Genomic DNA, 15,690 nt, shown 5'->3' on the forward strand with positions numbered 1-15,690 from the left:
TTGATCAAGGATAACAACAATGTTGAGTAATAGTGCTGATTCAGTAGCGTTTGACAAGGTTGCAGCGTGTGAGCCGCAGTGGACAGGTTTATGTCTGGTGAAGGACGTGCTGCAAGAAGGTAGCGGAAAAGTGTTGATGCATGCCGGGCCTCCGTTTGGCGATGTGCAACGCATTCCGGTACCGGTGATGAATTCTCTGTGCATCGGCGCTATTTACGAAGGCTGGGCTGCAGACAGGTCTGCAGCCCAGGAGTTGATCATGAGTGGTGCTGTTACGGTAGCAGCTGCCCAGGATCACGACATTGTCGTACCTCTGGCAGGGGTGGTTTCACCATCCATGCAATTAATGATTGTGAATGATGCTCGCAACCCCGAGGTGCGCAAATACTCTGTTTTTAATGAGGGTATGTTGCATTGCACACGTTTGGGTGTGATGAATCCGGAATTGCCGCGTCATCTGAGTTGGCTTAATACCGAATTTGCCGATTGGGTCAGTAAGCAACTGCAGCAACCGATGCCCTTGTTGCCAATTATTTCGGCGGCGCTGGCAGACGGAGATGATTGTCATGGACGTACTATGGCCGGCTCAGCCCTAATCGCAGAGTGTTTAAGACAGCAATCAACCGAAGCTGTCCCCGAAGATATCGATGCATTTTTAAACGAATCACTCGCCTTCGCACTGAACGTGTGGATGGCAGCGTGCAGCCTGATGATGGCTGCCGCAGAAGGTGTGGCGAACTCGTCACTGATTACCCGGGCTGGCGGAAACGGCGTGGACTTTGGTGTTCAGGTAGCTGCACTGCCAGGTAAGTGGATTACCGCGGCAGCGCCTGTAATAAACGGTGCGATTGAACCAGCCCATGAAGGCCGTACCGCTCTGGGTGCAATTGGTGACAGTGCTGTGGTCGATTTTATGGGTTTGGGTGGTCAGGTGCTTAATACCGCTGAGCAGTCGTTCGCGAACCTGAAGCCGTATTTGCCAGAAGATGCTTTGGCACGTCCCGCCAAGGTGCTCTCTGGAACCATAGCCGGGTTCGGTAATCGACCCGGGGCTACCAACGCCCGTTCAGCCACTGCCAATGCAAGCAGCCCGCTGATTTTGCTGGGTATGATTGAAGCATTGGGAGAGGCGGGACGGATTGGTGGCGGGGTTGTTGATGTTCCCGCCGCCTTTTTTGAAAAAGTCCTGGGTGAGGCCGCGCTATGACAACCAAGCCGCTGAACCAACTCAGCCTGACCGAAGCGATAAACGCCATTGAGCTTGGTGATACTAGTGCAGAAGCCATTATTAACGCCTGCTACGATCAGATCGACGCCCGTGAGCCACTGGTTTCAGCCTGGCAGTACTCGTTAACACGAGAACAGTATTTGCAGGCGTATCGGGCGAACGAAGAGTTCTACAAAAACAGTCGTCTGAAGGGCTTGCCAGTGGGCGTCAAAGATACCATTGATACTGCTTCTATGCCGACCGAGATGGGTTCTAGACTGCACGCCAACCGACAGCCAGCCGACGATGCCAGTTGTGTGGCATTGATTCAGCAGGCCGGCGGTATCGTCTTGGGTAAAACTGTCACCACCGAGTTTGCTTACTTCCAGCCCGGTAGAACAGCCAACCCGAAGCATCTGCAACACACCCCCGGAGGTTCTTCCAGTGGTTCTGCGGCCGCCGTTGCGGATTATATGGTACCTGCTTCGCTGGGTTCGCAAACGGCCGCCTCGGTGATTCGCCCGGCGGCATACTGCGGTACGGTCGGGTACGTGGGCAGCTGTGGGGAGTTTTCATCCCGGGGCATCCAACCATTGGCGCAATCACTGGACTCATTGGGCTTTTTCGCCCGCTCAGTGGATGACATCGTTCTGTTGCGCTCGGTGTTGTTGGGTAACCCGGCAACAGCTATCGGTGCTGACACCGAAGAGCCAGTGAAACCCACGAAAGTTCTGCTGTGCCCGGGCAGTAATGTGGGAGATACCGACGCCGACATGAATGCCGCCATGGCGGATCTGGCAGTTCAGTTGCAACATCATGGAATAGAAACCCCGGAGCTGGATAGCTGCGATCTGATCAGCCGACTAGTGGGCAATCATGAAACCGTTATGGCCTACGAAGTGTATCGCAATCTGGCGGTAGAGCGTCAGTATGCGGATAGGCTGAGTGAATCGTTTCGTGGTTTGCTGCAGGAGGGGGAGAGTACATCACGGGCCGATTATCTTGCGGCGCTATCGAATATCGCCATCACCACGCGCTGGTTGTGGCACCTGCATCCGGATGTCGATGCCATCCTCGCTCCCGCAGCACCGGGGGCGGCACCACAAGGGCTGGGTTCCACCGGCAAACCGCACATGAGTCGTCCCTGGCAGGCGATGGGCCTGCCAGTGATTACCTTGCCCGGGTTGAGTAACGCGGCAGGTCTGCCGTTAGGGGTTCAGCTGATTGGTAAATCCCGTGACGATGACGAACTGCTGCAAACGGCGCGCTGGATTCATAGTCATATTGAAGGTTTATCATGCTGAACGTTGCCCGAAATAAGCTACAGATGATCCTGGAGAGCAATGATTGTAACGTTTGTGCTTCAGTATTTGATCCATTGTCATCGCGTATGGCAGAGAGTATCGGTTTCAATGTCGGCATTCTAGGCGGATCCATCAGCTCATTAATGCAGTTGGGAGTGCCAGATATTTCTTTGCTTACATTGAGCGAGCTGGCCGACCATGCCCGCCGAGTATGTCGCGCTTCAACATTGCCAGTTATCGTGGATGGTGACAGTGGTTATGGCAATGCGCTGAATGTAACCAGGCTGATTCAAGAACTGGAGTTTGCTGGTGCAGCCGGGGTAACCATTGAAGATACAGTTTTACCCAAACCTTACGGTCCTAGTCATTCGCTGGCTTCACTTGCAGAAGCTACCAGCAAACTCAAGGCCGCGTTAGATGCACGTCAGGATGAATCCCTGGCTGTAATTGCCCGTACCCCTGCAGACAGTAACCAGTCATTGTCTTCGATTCTTGAGCGTGTTGATCGCTATACCCAGGTCGGCGTTGATGCTATTTGTGCGTTTGGTCTGAGTAACCCGGAAACGTTAGCGGCTATTAAAGGGGTTACCTCCTTGCCAATAATGATTATTAGCTATGGCGATAATCGGCTGGGTAATCCTGAGGTTTTAGCGGCTCAGGGGGTGCGGGTGTATATGCGCGGCCACACACCATTTGAAAACGCTATCGGCACTGTTTATCAATCTTTAATCGATACTTATAATGAGCAGTCAGAGTCAGCTTCCGTATCTCACCTCACTAGTAAGCGCATTATTTCCAACTTTTCTCATCAAGCGCACTTTGATCAGTTGTTCCAAGCTTACGATATCTAGTTCCTCCTCCCTATCCGGCCCCAGCATTGCTCGTGGATTCAAGCAGTAGCCGGCTTGGTGGTATTGTAATTATCGAACATTAGTTCCGATCTAATAGCTTATCCGCTTCGCAAACACAGTGGATTGCTTTACGATGCGCCGCCACATTCTGTCCCAACCAATAGCTTCTAATACCGTCAGGCCGCCATGCCCTCCAATTACCTGTATACCGATCTGTCTGCCTACTACGACTTGATGTGCGCGGATATCAACTACCATGCCCAAAGCTACGGCGTGCGCAGGTTGCATCAGTTATTCGGCAATGAAGGCAACACCCATCTGGACCTGGCCTGCGGAACCGGGCCCCACGTACGCCACTTCATCGATTTCGGGTATCAAAGCAGTGGTCTGGATATAAACCAGCCCATGTTGGAACAAGCGAAAGCCCGGTGCCCGGAAGCCCATTTTTCATTAGGGGATATGTGCGACTTTCAGGTGGACGAGCCGCTGGATTTGATCACTTGCTTCTTGTACTCCATCCACTACAGCGGTGACATCAAAAAGCTGAAGCAATGCGTTGCCAGTGCACATAGAGCTTTAAAACCCGGTGGTGTGTTCTGCTTCAATTTCGTTGATAAAGACAAAATTGATAACAGATTATTTGAGCGGCATACCGTTACTCAGGGGGACAGCCTGTTCTCCTTCAGCTCTGCATGGCATTACCGTGGCGAAGGCGATAAGCAAGGCCTCAAGCTGAGCATCACGAAAGCCACCGGCAGCGTCACTCAATCATGGGACGACGAGCATCCTATGGTGGCAGTGAATTTCGAAGAGCTGGAGAATATTCTAAAGCCTAACTTTGATGTGCATATTCTTGAGCACGACTATGAAAAGATCGTGCCCTGGGATGGCACTTCGGGGAATGCGATCTTTGTTTGTGTGAAAGCGTAGCCTGGTTACTGGATTTTAAAGGCTAGCACTGGTAAGTTTCGGCTCACATTTATCTCCAGATAAACATACCTTCAAGGATTGAAGATATGCCTCAGGCAAACGGATTGCAGTTCACCGTGCGTGTCGGTGAGCTTCCCCCAGACGTATTTTCTGTTGTCAGCTTTGCGCTTACCGAAGGGTTATCGAAGCTTTTTCATGGCCGCCTGATATTGGCAAGCGCTGACCCTGACCTCCAGGCTACAGAAGTTCTGGAGCAATCCATAGATCTGATGGTTTGGCAGGACAGCATGCCCCTACGCCGCTTCACAGGTGTGGTAAACGAGTTTGCCCGGGGCGACACTGGCCATCGCCGCACTTGCTACGAACTGATTATCCAGCCGCCCCTGTGGCGCTTGGGCTTAATGCACAACAGCCGCATTTTCCAGACCCAAACCACAGACACCATCGTGCGCACCCTGCTGGAGGAACGAGGCATTGTAGACTCGGTACTTGTTCTCAAGCGCGCCCCCCAGGAACGGGAATACTGTGTACAGCACCGGGAAAGCGACCTGGCCTTTATCGAACGCCTGGCCGCCGAAGAAGGCTGGCACTACCGCTACCAACACGGAAGCGTGGATGGAACAGAACAGTCCGGCCTGATGATTGCCGACCACCACGGCGACGCACCAAGGCTGCAGCCTGCCGAATACAACGGCAAAGCCGGCGGCAGCACCAAACAACCCGCCGTGTTCCGGTTCCGCTACGAAGAGCGGGTTCGTGCCGCCTCGGTAGCCACCAAAGACTACACCTTCAAAAACCCCGCCTATGGGCTGATGCACGAAAGCGCGGCTTCCGCTGAGAACCAACGGCAGGATTACCAGCACTTCGATTACCCGGGGCGATTCAAGGCCGATGCCAGCGGCCAGCCCTTTACCGAGGCAAAGCTGGACGCCCTCAGAAACGACGCCAACACAGCCAATGGCGAAAGCAATCGCCCGGATTTCACCTGCGGTGCCAAAGTGGAGCTCACCAACCACGACAGCGCCAGACTAAACCGCGACTGGCTGCTGACCGCCGTCACACACACCGGCCAACAGCCCCAGGCACTGGCAGAAGAAGGTGGCACCGGACCAACCACCTACCACAACCTGTTCAGTGCTGTTCCCGCCAGCAAAACCTGGCGGCCATTGTGCGAACACCGCCCGCTGATGGACGGCCCGCAGATAGCCATAGTCACCGGCCCTGAAGGGGAGGAAATCCACTGTGATGAATACGGGCGGGTAAAAGTACGCTTCCCCTGGGATCGCTACTCCGAAAATAACGAACACAGCAGCGCCTGGCTGCGCGTAAGCCAGGGCTGGGCCGGTGGGCAATATGGGTTCATGGCCCTGCCAAGAATCGGCCACGAAGTGATCGTCTCCTTCCTGGATGGTGACCCGGATCAGCCCATCATCACGGGACGGACACACCACGCCACCAATACATCGCCCTACTCGCTGCCCGAGCATAAAACCCGCACCACCCTGAAAACCCAGACCCACAAGGGCGAAGGCAGCAACGAACTGCGGTTTGAAGATGAAGCAGATAAAGAGCAGATCTACGTCCACGCTCAAAAAGACCTGGACCTGCTCACCGAAAACAACCGCACCGAAGTCATCAAAAACGACAGCCACCTGACGGTCGAAAACGATCGCTTCAGCCAGGTGAAAGCCAACGACCACTCAACGGTAGACGGAGAACACCGGGAAAGGATCGGCGGCGACTACAGCCTCACCGTTAACGGCAGCCACCACAGCAAACTCGGCAAAGCCCAGCTTGTGGAAGCGGGGAATGAGATTCATCACAAAGCGGGGATGAAGATTGTTATCGAGGCGGGGGCGGAAGTGACGCTCAAGGCCGGCGGGAGCTTTGTGAAGGTGGATCCTAGTGGTGTGACGATTTCGGGGCCGTTGGTTAGGATTAATTCTGGGGGTGGGCCGGGGAGTGGGAGTTCGGCTGGGGCTAAGAAACCCCAAAAGCCGGCGATAATTGCGGATCATACGCAACCAGATAATGCGACTAACCCTTTAGCGGAGACATCTCAGCGGACAAATGCATCTGAAGAGCCTCGGTGGTCATTGGCTTCTGCGAATAGCGGCAAAGCACCGTTATTGAAACAAGGTGCCCGGGAAGGGGCATTAACTGTAACTGCTTGCGAGTTTGATGAGCATGGACGCTGCGCACTACATCAACACACTTGAAACTAGAGCCCCACGGGCCGCCAAACCCAGCGACTATGATTTCGCTGTATTGGATCTCGCAAGCTCAGACAAGCTTCTTGAGGAGATTTATGCGGGCATGACAAATGAGCCGATCCAGTGGTGGAGTCTCTTCGAAGGCACCAATTGGCAGGCCGAATGGGACAATGGCCCGGTACTTGTGGATCTCAGAAACGCCGCGAGTTTTCGCGCGCAGCTGAGCTCCCGGCTTGAATCCTCGTCGCAAGGTATCGTGTTTAAATCGGATATCCCTGTGGATGAGCTCCGTGAACACCTATCTCACTGGTTAACAGAATCCAACCCCGGGTCCGGGCAGCTTCTGCGGTTCCATGAACCCCGAATGTTTGGCCCACTGCTGTGTGTTCTGGCCGATCAAAGGTCCCAAAAATTGCTATCCGCTGGCACTCATTGGTGGTGGCATGACGCCCATAACTGGCGCCAAGCAATGCCAAAAAAAGGCGCCAGCAGCATGGAAATCGGCCTTGAGGAGGCATTGGTTTCGCAACTCGAACTGCAGGGCTCAGAGCTTTACTGGCTCGCTGGCGAGGCATGCGGGTATGCCACCTACTACACTGACTCTCTGCCTGAGCCCAAAGCACCTGAACGTTGGGTTTTCGATACCCTGCATACTGCACAGAACGCTGGCTTTGCTAATGCGGAGCTACTGGAACGCTGGCTGAGAATGGCCATTCAATACGGGAAAGAGTTCTATCTTACCGAGCCCGTTCACACTGTATTTTCCAATGAAGAGCTCCTCACTACGGATCGCCTGGTTGCTATGGAAAGCTTGATGGAGAGTGTTATGGAGAGCGTTTATGCAAACAACCTATAGAGTCCAAAGCGGAGACACTCTCTCTGCCATTGCTGTGCAGCATCAAACATCTATTGCAGAACTGCAGGCCATCAATCCACAGATCACCAACAAGGATCACATTCAGATTGGCTGGGAGCTAAAAATCCCTGCGAATGGGGATTCAGCTAAGGTAAATGGCTCTAAAGCCATGCGCGCACCTCGCTCCACCAATAATAAATCCAAAGGCCAAGCCAGTTGCACGGAGTGCTCAGTAGAGTACACCGAAATCATTCACGTCACAGGAGCAAGTGATGACGAATGGTGCGTAGCCCTGCCAGAGAGTGCGGCTAAAGAACTTTTACAAGAAGTCGAACTCGTTGATGGGCTAATGGCAGAGTTTAAAGAAGCTCAAAACGCTCACCATGACCCACAGTCTAGTGAGAAGAGCCCCAAACGTCGGTGGATGCAAAAAGCCGAAAAAATGGGCGTAATCGCGCCATCTCCCGATGAACGCGAAGGCGATAATGCAAACAAAGCTTCACAGATCAGCTCACAAATTGCTGCGATAGATGAACAAATCAAGTGGTACAACGATTACGATTCTGACTACTTGATGTCCTATATCAGCGACGATGCGCAGAAGCGGGAAGAAGTTGAAACTACGGCCAAAGAGAAGCGCTTGGCCATGCTGCGCGAAGAGCGGCGCTTTTTAGTAAGTCAACTTGAGGAAGGTAGCGCCTCCAGTGGGGTGAAGGGTAACGGAGTAAAGTCATCGGATTTTCTAGCCTCCCATGGAAACACCAATGACTATGGTTTTGAAGCAAGCCGAAGTACGCGCAACGAAACCGGTGTAATTGAAGTGATGATCGTCAGCCGCCCCGGACGATGGCATTACATTCGGCGAGAAGCGTATCAAAGGCTGGTGACAACTTACGCGTCGGTTCGGTACGTTAAGAAAACCCGCGCTATAGCTAATGCACTGAAAAACAAATCTGGGACAGGCTCTATTCTAGCCGGCCAAATTTTAGAAGGCATTTCTGCAGATGCAGCGAAAAGTCTTGTGGGTAACATCGAGATAACATTTGCAGAAACCAGCGACCAGCACTATTTACTCGGCGAAGAACACTCGAAACTGACGTGGTCATCCGGCGACGATGACGAAAGCCCTGTCGAAAATAATTTCCAAGTCAGCGCTGAAGCACATCTCATGCGCTTTGCAATGCAGGCAAGCGCCGGTGTAAATGCCTTCGATCTCAGCACCGGGGAGATCGATATAGGCACCAAAGCGAGCGCGTCTATGGCGCTGCTGGAAGCCGAGGTGAAACTTGCCGAGGTATTTGTCCCACATGAGAATGGTTGGGACTGCCGATTCACCTATAAAAACCGAAACGGTGAGCTGACGGACATGGCCTTTGGGGCCTTTCGATTCTCTGGTGAGATTACCCTGAATTGTTTCGCTGGCGGAAGAGTGAGTGGCGAAGCAAGCGCCAGGCTTTCTACGGGCGCCGCCTCGTTCCTGCTGTCTGACAAGAAAAAAATAGAAGCTAGCCCGACCGCGGGCCTTGCCGTAACAGGCAACGCCTTTGCCGGCGCGGAAGCTGGGGGCTCAGTGGGCGGGATGTTTAGCTGGGTGCACCCCAGTGAACGGTATAAAAACAATGCTGACTGGAAGGACTTATTCAAGATATCAGCTGGTGGAACTCTGGCGCTTGGCGCTGGGGCAGGCTTTGATTTTCAACTCAGAGCAGAGCAAAACAAAATAATTCTTATCTGCAAAGGGCGCTTGGTATTCGGCCCCGGTGCCAGCGGCTCTTTTGGATCAGAAATAGGAGCTGACAAGGTTTGGACTCTTGCGAAAACTGTTTTCGAAGTATTAGCGGAAGCGGATTATCACTTTTTATCCAATATTCAAGCTGAACTCTTCACACAGTGGGCGCAATCGCTATTCTTGGCTCTTTCCGATCAAACAAAAACTATAACCGATTTATTGGTTAGTCCTGTAGAAGATTTCTCGCGAATTTGGGCAGCACGTGCGAATAAAAAATCTGCTGCTGAAAAGCTCGCTTCTCAGATTCTAAAAGAAGCAAAAAACAAGGATTATTTAGAAGATATGACGTTTAACGGTTTGCCATATCATCAACTTCCACCGGAAACCTTAGGGATGATGATGTCGACACTCTGCGATACTTTTATCGACAGTTGGGAAGAGGATCAAGAAAAGGCCCTCCTGATCCTAGTTTCACAAATCGCTACTTGGCGCAAATTTTTCGAAACGCTCGAACACATGTCAGAGGACGGAAAAAAAGTAAATCCGATGAATAGCTTGAGAAAGCTCTCGTCAATATTGGACGACGGGCTCTCGGACAACCAACTTTCTCAGTTCCACAAATGGATAATGACTGACTTAGCAGTCAAGCCTACAAAAAAGTCATTGAAACTGGCATGGACGCCAATACCCATTCATCAGAAATCCGAGCGTCTAGTTACGCGCATCGCGATGCTCCAGAAAAGTCAGGATCAGTATCTAGCCTAACGAAGCCCACACCTAAAACCTTGGGCTTCGTAATAGTTTGATCCAATTGGAGGACGGCTATCTCTGAGGATAGTCGTCTTGCTAGAGGCTCCAGTGCGATAACCTCCTGAGCGAATAACCTTTTTCTCCCCTATTTTTGGGCCTGATGGATTTAGCTCTGGACTACTTTCATAATAGGTTTCCGAATACCAATCACCAACCCACTCGGCGCTATTAGATGTCATGTGGTGTATACCCAACGGGTTTGGCGGAAAACTATCCACAGGATACAGACGCCGCATCCCATCGTTAGGGGGAGCATTCTCTCCAGGAAGCCACTCGCCATTATTTGTAGCAAAGCGAACCTTCTCGCCCCTATTTCGGGCAGCGAATTCCCACTGAGCTTCAGTCGGCAAAGAAACAGATCGTTCAGCCAACTTCCCTATCCACAAGCAATAGTCTTTGGCTTCTTGCCAAGTCTTGGTCCAGGCAGGCAAATTGGATTGAAACAAATGTTGCCGATCCTCGCGAGCACGCAGCTCGGGCGCATAAGGCTCACGGCCCATGACTTCCCGGTACAAGTCGAAGTCACCCAAGCTTGTTTCGTATTTTGAAAGGTAATAGTCGTCGAGGGTCACTTTGTGGAGATAGTCATTGTGGGGCCAGATATCAATATTGCATAACTGTTCAGAGGCAGGTTCACAGGGCCAGCCAAACTCGCCCATCATAAAACTTCCACCCTCAACAAAAACCATGTTATCCAAGGCGCGAACCACTAAGTCTGTGACAGCCTTTTGCTGTGACCGCGACAAATCCGGATGGCGCTCCTCAACACGGGCCTGAATCGCATTTATCTCGAATTCGCTCAATGTCTCGCTGGTCACCGATGTACAGCCTGAAGTCAGAACTATTGCGACAAAAAGTAAAACGTACCGCATGGATGCTCCTTGCAATGACTTGCCCCGCAATCACTCGCAGGGCGCCCGACAAATAAATCCCTTCCTAATCACCCCGCCAACTTAGGCAAAAACGAAGTGTCCACCCAATACTTCTTCAAATTGCCTTCGTCTACCAACACCGGAACTTTCTCCTGGTCAACGTGATCGGTCGGATCAAACCATAAATTATCGCTACGAAACACATGAAGTTCACGAGTTTGCGGGTGCTGCCACTGGCATACAATCCTGAACGGATTGCGGCCATTTACCGTCAGACTGGTGTTTTGCTCTACCCCTTGAAGCGACGCGTGGATCTGGACACCGTTTTTCTGAAGATAGGCTTTTGAGCGGCTTTTCATCACGCCAAAAGCGATTATTCCAACGCCAATCAGCCCGAACACTGAGCCTATGCCACCAATGATTAAAGCGGCACCCCACAGAGAGAAGAATCCATCGATCATGGCGTCTTCAGGGTTAGCAGGCTCATAAAACACGGTTACCTGTTCGCCCCGGTTGTATGAAGGCGGGTTAGAACCCGAGTTAGACTGAAACTCAATTTCGCGACCGCCGGCGGCCCTGAATTGAACAACAGGGAAGTAACTGGTGGAGTCACTGGAGCGCGAGCGTATTAGCTCAACGACGGTGCCCTGTGCGGTTTCGGAACGTTCCAAAAATGATGTGGTGTTGGTGTACAAAGCAAAGGCGCCGACCAGCATGGCGGCACCAACAATGGCAAAAACGTATTTGATTACATTCAGAGTCTTCAACGATATCTTCCTTTTTAAGCGTTGAGGTTTGGCATGCAGCGCCCCTACCTTGGGGCGCTCAAACTGCGCGCAGAATTATACCGTCAAATTACTGTAAAATCCTGCACGATAGCCGCTTACATCCTGATAAGCGGCAAATCATCATCATTGCCCAGCCTGCGCACTTCCCGCAGCAGCTCATTCCCATCCGCAAGCCCCAACTGCAACACGTTTCGGAAGCTTTGCGTTATGCGTACGGAATAGCCAAGGTCGTGCATGAGCGAGCTGGCTTGCAGGTTATTGAGCTGGCCTTTGCGCACATCCGTGAAAATTCTGTGCCGAAAACCAGCATCAAACTTTGCGGCTTCGCTATCCACCCAGTCCAACCGGTTGCGCCAAACTTCATCAGGAACCTCCAGCCTGCTGACCTCACGCACCTGCCTTAACACCCACAACAGGTGCCGGCGCAGTTCCATGTAATGTTCGTGCGCAAGCGAGCGCTCATCGCGCAGATATCGACCTAGGTTTTTCTGCAGTGCCTTTGCATCTTTCACTGCATCTACCAGCTGTAGAGCTGTCATCTGGCAGGTCATCCAGAATTGCTGGTGCTCCTCTTCTTTCGTGGTGTCCAGCCGGCTCATAAAACCCAGCAGATCGGAATAGACCACTTTGATATGGCGCCGATAAAGGTCCTCGGTATCCAGCCCCTCAGACTCATCCGGCCTCGCATCCAAGCGCGCCTCATCCACTTCGCGGGAGATCAATTGCTCTACAGGCTGGTACAGCGCATGACAGATCACCTCAAGGCTAAGTCGCCCAAGGTGCTGCAATTCCTGGACTACCGCCCGGGAGGCCGTATCAACAGAGGCCAGCGCGGCTTCGTTCAGGTAGCGTGCGTGGCTTTCAGGCAGTTCCCGCTGTTCCACAGGGTTGCGCGGGCCAGTGGTAGCATCGGTAATCAAAACTGCTGGCTCTGCCTTGTCAGGCAATACTCTGCGCAACCCGCGCTCCAGCTGTTTTTGCCAAGGCCAGAACAGCAGCACACCAATTACGTTGAACAGGGTCTGAAACATGGCCAGTTGCAAGAGCGTATTTTCTCCAGCGCCAAACACGGCCATCAGCATTTGGGATAGCCAGGTGAGTGGCGACAAAAGCAGGAAGGTAACCACGCCTGTTAGGATATTGAACAAGGCATGCACCAAGGCAAGCCGCTGGCCACTGCGATTGCCCCCCAGCCAACCTACAATGGCAGTGGTCACGCTACTGCCAATGTTGCCACCAATTGCGATAGCAATACCCTGCCAAAGCTCTATCTGCCCGCCTGCCAGCGCAGCCAGAACCAGCATTAAGGTAGCGTGACTGGACTGCAAAACGGCAGTTAACAGCAAGCCGATCGCAACAAAGCTGAGCTGAACGAGAAAGCTGCTGTCTACGGAGCCGGCAAAATCAATAGCACCGCCAAATTCGCTGAACCCGTTTTTGATCTGGTCGATACCCAGAAAGATAAAGGCAATGCCCAACACGATGCGGCCAAATGCCTTGCCTTTCGGGGAGCTGAAACCGGCGAGCACACCAAATACCAGCAACGGCAATGCCAGAGGGCTCAGACTGAAATTCTGCCCCGCTGCGGCAAGTAGCCAGATGCCTCCGCTGGTTCCCAGATTAATACCCAGAAGAATGGAGATACCGCCCGCCAAGTGAATCAAACCGGTGCTTATAAACGCAATGGTCAAGAGGGACATCAAGGTGGTGGATTGCAGAATCATCGTGCCGCCCACACCGAACATCAAACCTTTGAACGGCGTAGCCGTGCTGCGTTCCAGAAGCTGTTCCAGCCGCCCCCCCGCAAGCTCCTTCAAGCCTTCTTCAAGGCATTGCATACCAAACAGAAACAGCGCCAGGCCAGCACAAAGCTGCAGCCAGCCGGAGCTGTACCAGAAACTGGTCGACAATATCACCAGCGCAAGTGTTGGCAGTACAAACGATTTCACTCTAGTCATTTACACTAAATCCGGAAGTTGTCATCAACGCGGTAGCACTCTGATTACGATAGCAGATAAGTAGCAAATCCAACTCTCTGAGTTCACGCTAGACTGGTAGGTATAAACATCCGAAGCCCGCGAGAGATTCTTTGAAAAAACTCCTCCTGATTTTTGCCACGGCTCTGCTTATGGCAGGGATTTTTACCGCTTTCGCCAAGCCTGTGCCCATTGAGCATAAGCTGATTAACCTTCATGCCGCAGACGTACTCGGCGACTTTCCCGGCATTGATCAGGAAACTGTTGAGATTCAGGCAATACTGCTGGATATGTCCGATGACCCTCTCCTGCTTTTAAAGGCTCAGGCTGCCTTCATGCGCTACCCTGAGATGGCTCGGAACCTGTTTCCGCTTTACGCTGAAGAGCCGGGGTTCAGGGATATTCTGCGGCGCTACGGTGAAGATGTTTTGCCCCCCATTCAGCACTTTGTTAGTCAGCCTATCAGCACCATTGAATGGATAGACAAGGCATCGCGTCAGTACCAGGCTGCCAAACGCTACTTTGCCGGCACTCCGGCACCAACAGAGTTACCGGAGCCCGACACCCAAGCATCCAACGAGCGCAAAGATCTCACGCCGGAAGAACGAGGCTGGTATGCCGTCAACTTTATTGAAAGTGAAGGCCACGATTTTCTTGGCCAGTTTATTGTTGATAACCAAGGTGGAACCCAGTGGATCGGCACCGAACGTGTGCTCGAGGGGCTGAACCAGTTTTTTGCCAGTGGTATCCGTGATCTGGAACGAAACTACCGCTCCGGAACCGAGATCACTGCCAGCGACGTTGGCTGGGCATCGGTGGACATGCTGATCTTTGCCAGTGCCGTGAAAGTGCTGCGCGTTGGACGTGTTGCTGCCGTCACCACCAAGAATGCAAGCCGAGGCACACGCTCTGCCGCTCTGGCCGCACGGGTTACTCGTAGCGGGAAAATGGTGCTAAACAGCGCCCGGTATGCCAAGTGGCCCCTGGCTGTCGGTGCGGGCTACCTCGTTATTACCCACCCCAGTCTGATAAATGACCTATTGGCAGGTGTGGCGGATGTACTCGGGTACCCGGTATTGGCCGTTCAGTTCGCCGGTTGGTTGCTGCTACTGATCCCTGCGCTCTATATCGGCAGCTGGCTGCTATGGTTGCTGGCGCCAGTGCTGATGGTGCTGTTCCGTGCCTTGAGCCTTTTGGTGGCTGCGCTGAGCGGCAGGCGGCATCGCCAATCCGGATACGGTAAGCTATAAGGCAACTTTCAAGCCTTAGCCCCCGGAACCACTGACAATGGCACTCCCCTACTTCCTTGGCTGCCCTCAGTGGCAACACACCGCCTGGAACAGTCTGCTGCCGCCAGATACGAGCCCGCTGCGCCGTTACAGCCAAGTATTTAACTGTGTTGAGGGCAATACAACCTTTTACGCGACACCCAGTCAGGAACAATGCCAGCAATGGCGTTTTCAGGTGCCAGACGACTTTCGCTTTCTGCTCAAATTTCCCCGCGCCATCACCCACGACCGGCTGTTATCTGGCGGAGACGCAGACATGCGAGACTTCCTGAACATTGTTGCGCCACTGGAAGATGTGCTCGGTCCTTTTCTGCTGCAGCTTCCAGCCGCCTTTGGCCCAATGCATCTGAATAATCTCTGGCAATTTATTGATGCACTCCCTGCCCCATTAAGATGCGCCGTAGAAGTGAGGCATAGTGCGTTTTTCAGCAAGGGCGAGGCCGAAAAGGCACTAAACCGGGGCCTTCGTGAGCGCAACATCGCGCGGGTGTGTATGGATACCCGGGCACTATTTTCAGCGGTGCCGGATAACGACATCACAATTGAAGCCCAACGCAAGAAACCCCAAGTGCCTGTGCACCTGCTTCCCGGTGATGCAGCACCGGTCATTCGCTACATCGGTCACCCGAACCTGGAAGCCAACCGCCGTTTTCTGGCGCCCTGGGTTGAGCGCGTAGCCACATGGATTGAGGATAATCGGCGCCCATGGTTTTTCCTGCACATGCCGGATATTGGCGACGCGCTTGCCCTCACCAAACTATGGACAGAGCTTTTAAGCGAGCGTGTGGACGGATTAGAAGCCGTCCGGTTCAATGAAAAACAGCCCCAGATGGGGCTGTTTTAGAACTGCGCAGTTTGCGAGGCG

12 protein-coding genes are annotated in these 15,690 nt (G+C 52.9%); 9 read left to right on the top strand and 3 right to left on the bottom strand.

Going from position 1 to position 15,690, the window contains the following annotated elements:
- The first annotated feature begins 19 nt into the window (after positions 1–19).
- The 7 genes from RKA07_RS03425 (at position 20) to RKA07_RS03455 (ending at position 9,855) form a co-directional block, all read left to right on the top strand.
- Positions 20–1,207: an oxamate carbamoyltransferase subunit AllG family protein gene (locus tag RKA07_RS03425; protein ID WP_310965576.1), complete on the top strand. Its 1,188-nt coding sequence runs from the start codon at positions 20–22 to the stop codon at positions 1,205–1,207.
- Positions 1,204–2,511 (top strand): amidase, encoded by a 1,308-nt coding sequence (locus RKA07_RS03430; RefSeq protein WP_310965577.1) that lies wholly within the window; start codon positions 1,204–1,206, stop codon positions 2,509–2,511. The genes RKA07_RS03425 and RKA07_RS03430 overlap by 4 nt, the downstream gene beginning before the upstream one ends.
- The gene (locus RKA07_RS03435; RefSeq protein ID WP_310965578.1) at positions 2,505–3,362 is read left to right on the top strand and encodes an isocitrate lyase/PEP mutase family protein; all 858 of its coding nucleotides are present in this window, start codon (positions 2,505–2,507) and stop codon (positions 3,360–3,362) included. Before RKA07_RS03430 ends, RKA07_RS03435 begins: the two co-directional genes overlap by 7 nt.
- Before the next feature lie 186 nt (positions 3,363–3,548).
- Positions 3,549–4,292, top strand: coding sequence for a class I SAM-dependent DNA methyltransferase (locus RKA07_RS03440; protein ID WP_310965579.1), 744 nt, complete (start codon positions 3,549–3,551; stop codon positions 4,290–4,292).
- Between the two features lie 86 nt (positions 4,293–4,378).
- Entirely contained in the window at positions 4,379–6,511 is a 2,133-nt protein-coding gene (locus tag RKA07_RS03445) for a type VI secretion system Vgr family protein (protein WP_200368986.1), read from the top strand.
- Positions 6,474–7,361, top strand: coding sequence for a DUF4123 domain-containing protein (locus RKA07_RS03450; RefSeq protein ID WP_200368985.1), 888 nt, complete (start codon positions 6,474–6,476; stop codon positions 7,359–7,361). The genes RKA07_RS03445 and RKA07_RS03450 overlap by 38 nt, the downstream gene beginning before the upstream one ends.
- Complete coding sequence (locus RKA07_RS03455; RefSeq protein WP_200368984.1) at positions 7,345–9,855, top strand: LysM peptidoglycan-binding domain-containing protein; 2,511 nt, start codon at positions 7,345–7,347, stop codon at positions 9,853–9,855. The genes RKA07_RS03450 and RKA07_RS03455 overlap by 17 nt, the downstream gene beginning before the upstream one ends.
- On the opposite strand, the gene RKA07_RS03460 is transcribed toward RKA07_RS03455, so the two are convergent.
- From RKA07_RS03460 to RKA07_RS03470, 3 genes are all read right to left on the bottom strand, one after another.
- Positions 9,852–10,772, bottom strand: coding sequence for a formylglycine-generating enzyme family protein (locus tag RKA07_RS03460; protein ID WP_200368983.1), 921 nt, complete (start codon positions 10,770–10,772; stop codon positions 9,852–9,854). The two genes, RKA07_RS03455 and RKA07_RS03460, sit on opposite strands and share 4 nt — an antisense overlap.
- A gap of 68 nt (positions 10,773–10,840) precedes the next feature.
- Positions 10,841–11,539: a DUF3592 domain-containing protein gene (locus RKA07_RS03465; RefSeq protein WP_200368982.1), complete on the bottom strand. Its 699-nt coding sequence runs from the start codon at positions 11,537–11,539 to the stop codon at positions 10,841–10,843.
- A 116-nt stretch (positions 11,540–11,655) separates the two neighbouring features.
- Positions 11,656–13,518: a Na/Pi cotransporter family protein gene (locus RKA07_RS03470; protein ID WP_310965580.1), complete on the bottom strand. Its 1,863-nt coding sequence runs from the start codon at positions 13,516–13,518 to the stop codon at positions 11,656–11,658.
- 131 nt (positions 13,519–13,649) lie between these two features.
- On the opposite strand from RKA07_RS03470, the gene RKA07_RS03475 reads away from it, so the two are divergent.
- Together RKA07_RS03475 and RKA07_RS03480 are read left to right on the top strand one after the other, a co-directional pair.
- On the top strand, positions 13,650–14,786 hold the full coding sequence (locus tag RKA07_RS03475) for a hypothetical protein (protein WP_310965581.1): 1,137 nt from the start codon (positions 13,650–13,652) through the stop codon (positions 14,784–14,786).
- A 37-nt stretch (positions 14,787–14,823) separates the two neighbouring features.
- On the top strand, positions 14,824–15,669 hold the full coding sequence (locus RKA07_RS03480) for a DUF72 domain-containing protein (protein ID WP_310965582.1): 846 nt from the start codon (positions 14,824–14,826) through the stop codon (positions 15,667–15,669).
- Positions 15,670–15,690: the final 21 nt, after the last annotated feature.

The sequence above is a fragment of the Marinobacter xiaoshiensis genome (genome assembly GCF_031631795.1).
GTDB classification, from domain to species: domain Bacteria; phylum Pseudomonadota; class Gammaproteobacteria; order Pseudomonadales; family Oleiphilaceae; genus Marinobacter; species Marinobacter xiaoshiensis.

Excerpts from the sequence above, each read along its gene's own strand:
- RKA07_RS03430 (WP_310965577.1), top strand. The coding sequence starts at position 1,204 with ATGACAACCAAGCCGCTGAACCAACTCAGCCTGACCGAAGCGATAAAC.
- RKA07_RS03450 (WP_200368985.1), top strand. The coding sequence starts at position 6,474 with ATGAGCATGGACGCTGCGCACTACATCAACACACTTGAAACTAGAGCC.
- RKA07_RS03480 (WP_310965582.1), top strand. The coding sequence starts at position 14,824 with ATGGCACTCCCCTACTTCCTTGGCTGCCCTCAGTGGCAACACACCGCC.
- RKA07_RS03425 (WP_310965576.1), top strand. The coding sequence starts at position 20 with ATGTTGAGTAATAGTGCTGATTCAGTAGCGTTTGACAAGGTTGCAGCG.
- RKA07_RS03470 (WP_310965580.1), bottom strand. The coding sequence starts at position 13,518 with ATGACTAGAGTGAAATCGTTTGTACTGCCAACACTTGCGCTGGTGATA.
- RKA07_RS03460 (WP_200368983.1), bottom strand. The coding sequence starts at position 10,772 with ATGCGGTACGTTTTACTTTTTGTCGCAATAGTTCTGACTTCAGGCTGT.
- RKA07_RS03440 (WP_310965579.1), top strand. The coding sequence starts at position 3,549 with ATGCCCTCCAATTACCTGTATACCGATCTGTCTGCCTACTACGACTTG.
- RKA07_RS03435 (WP_310965578.1), top strand. The coding sequence starts at position 2,505 with ATGCTGAACGTTGCCCGAAATAAGCTACAGATGATCCTGGAGAGCAAT.
- RKA07_RS03455 (WP_200368984.1), top strand. The coding sequence starts at position 7,345 with ATGCAAACAACCTATAGAGTCCAAAGCGGAGACACTCTCTCTGCCATT.
- RKA07_RS03445 (WP_200368986.1), top strand. The coding sequence starts at position 4,379 with ATGCCTCAGGCAAACGGATTGCAGTTCACCGTGCGTGTCGGTGAGCTT.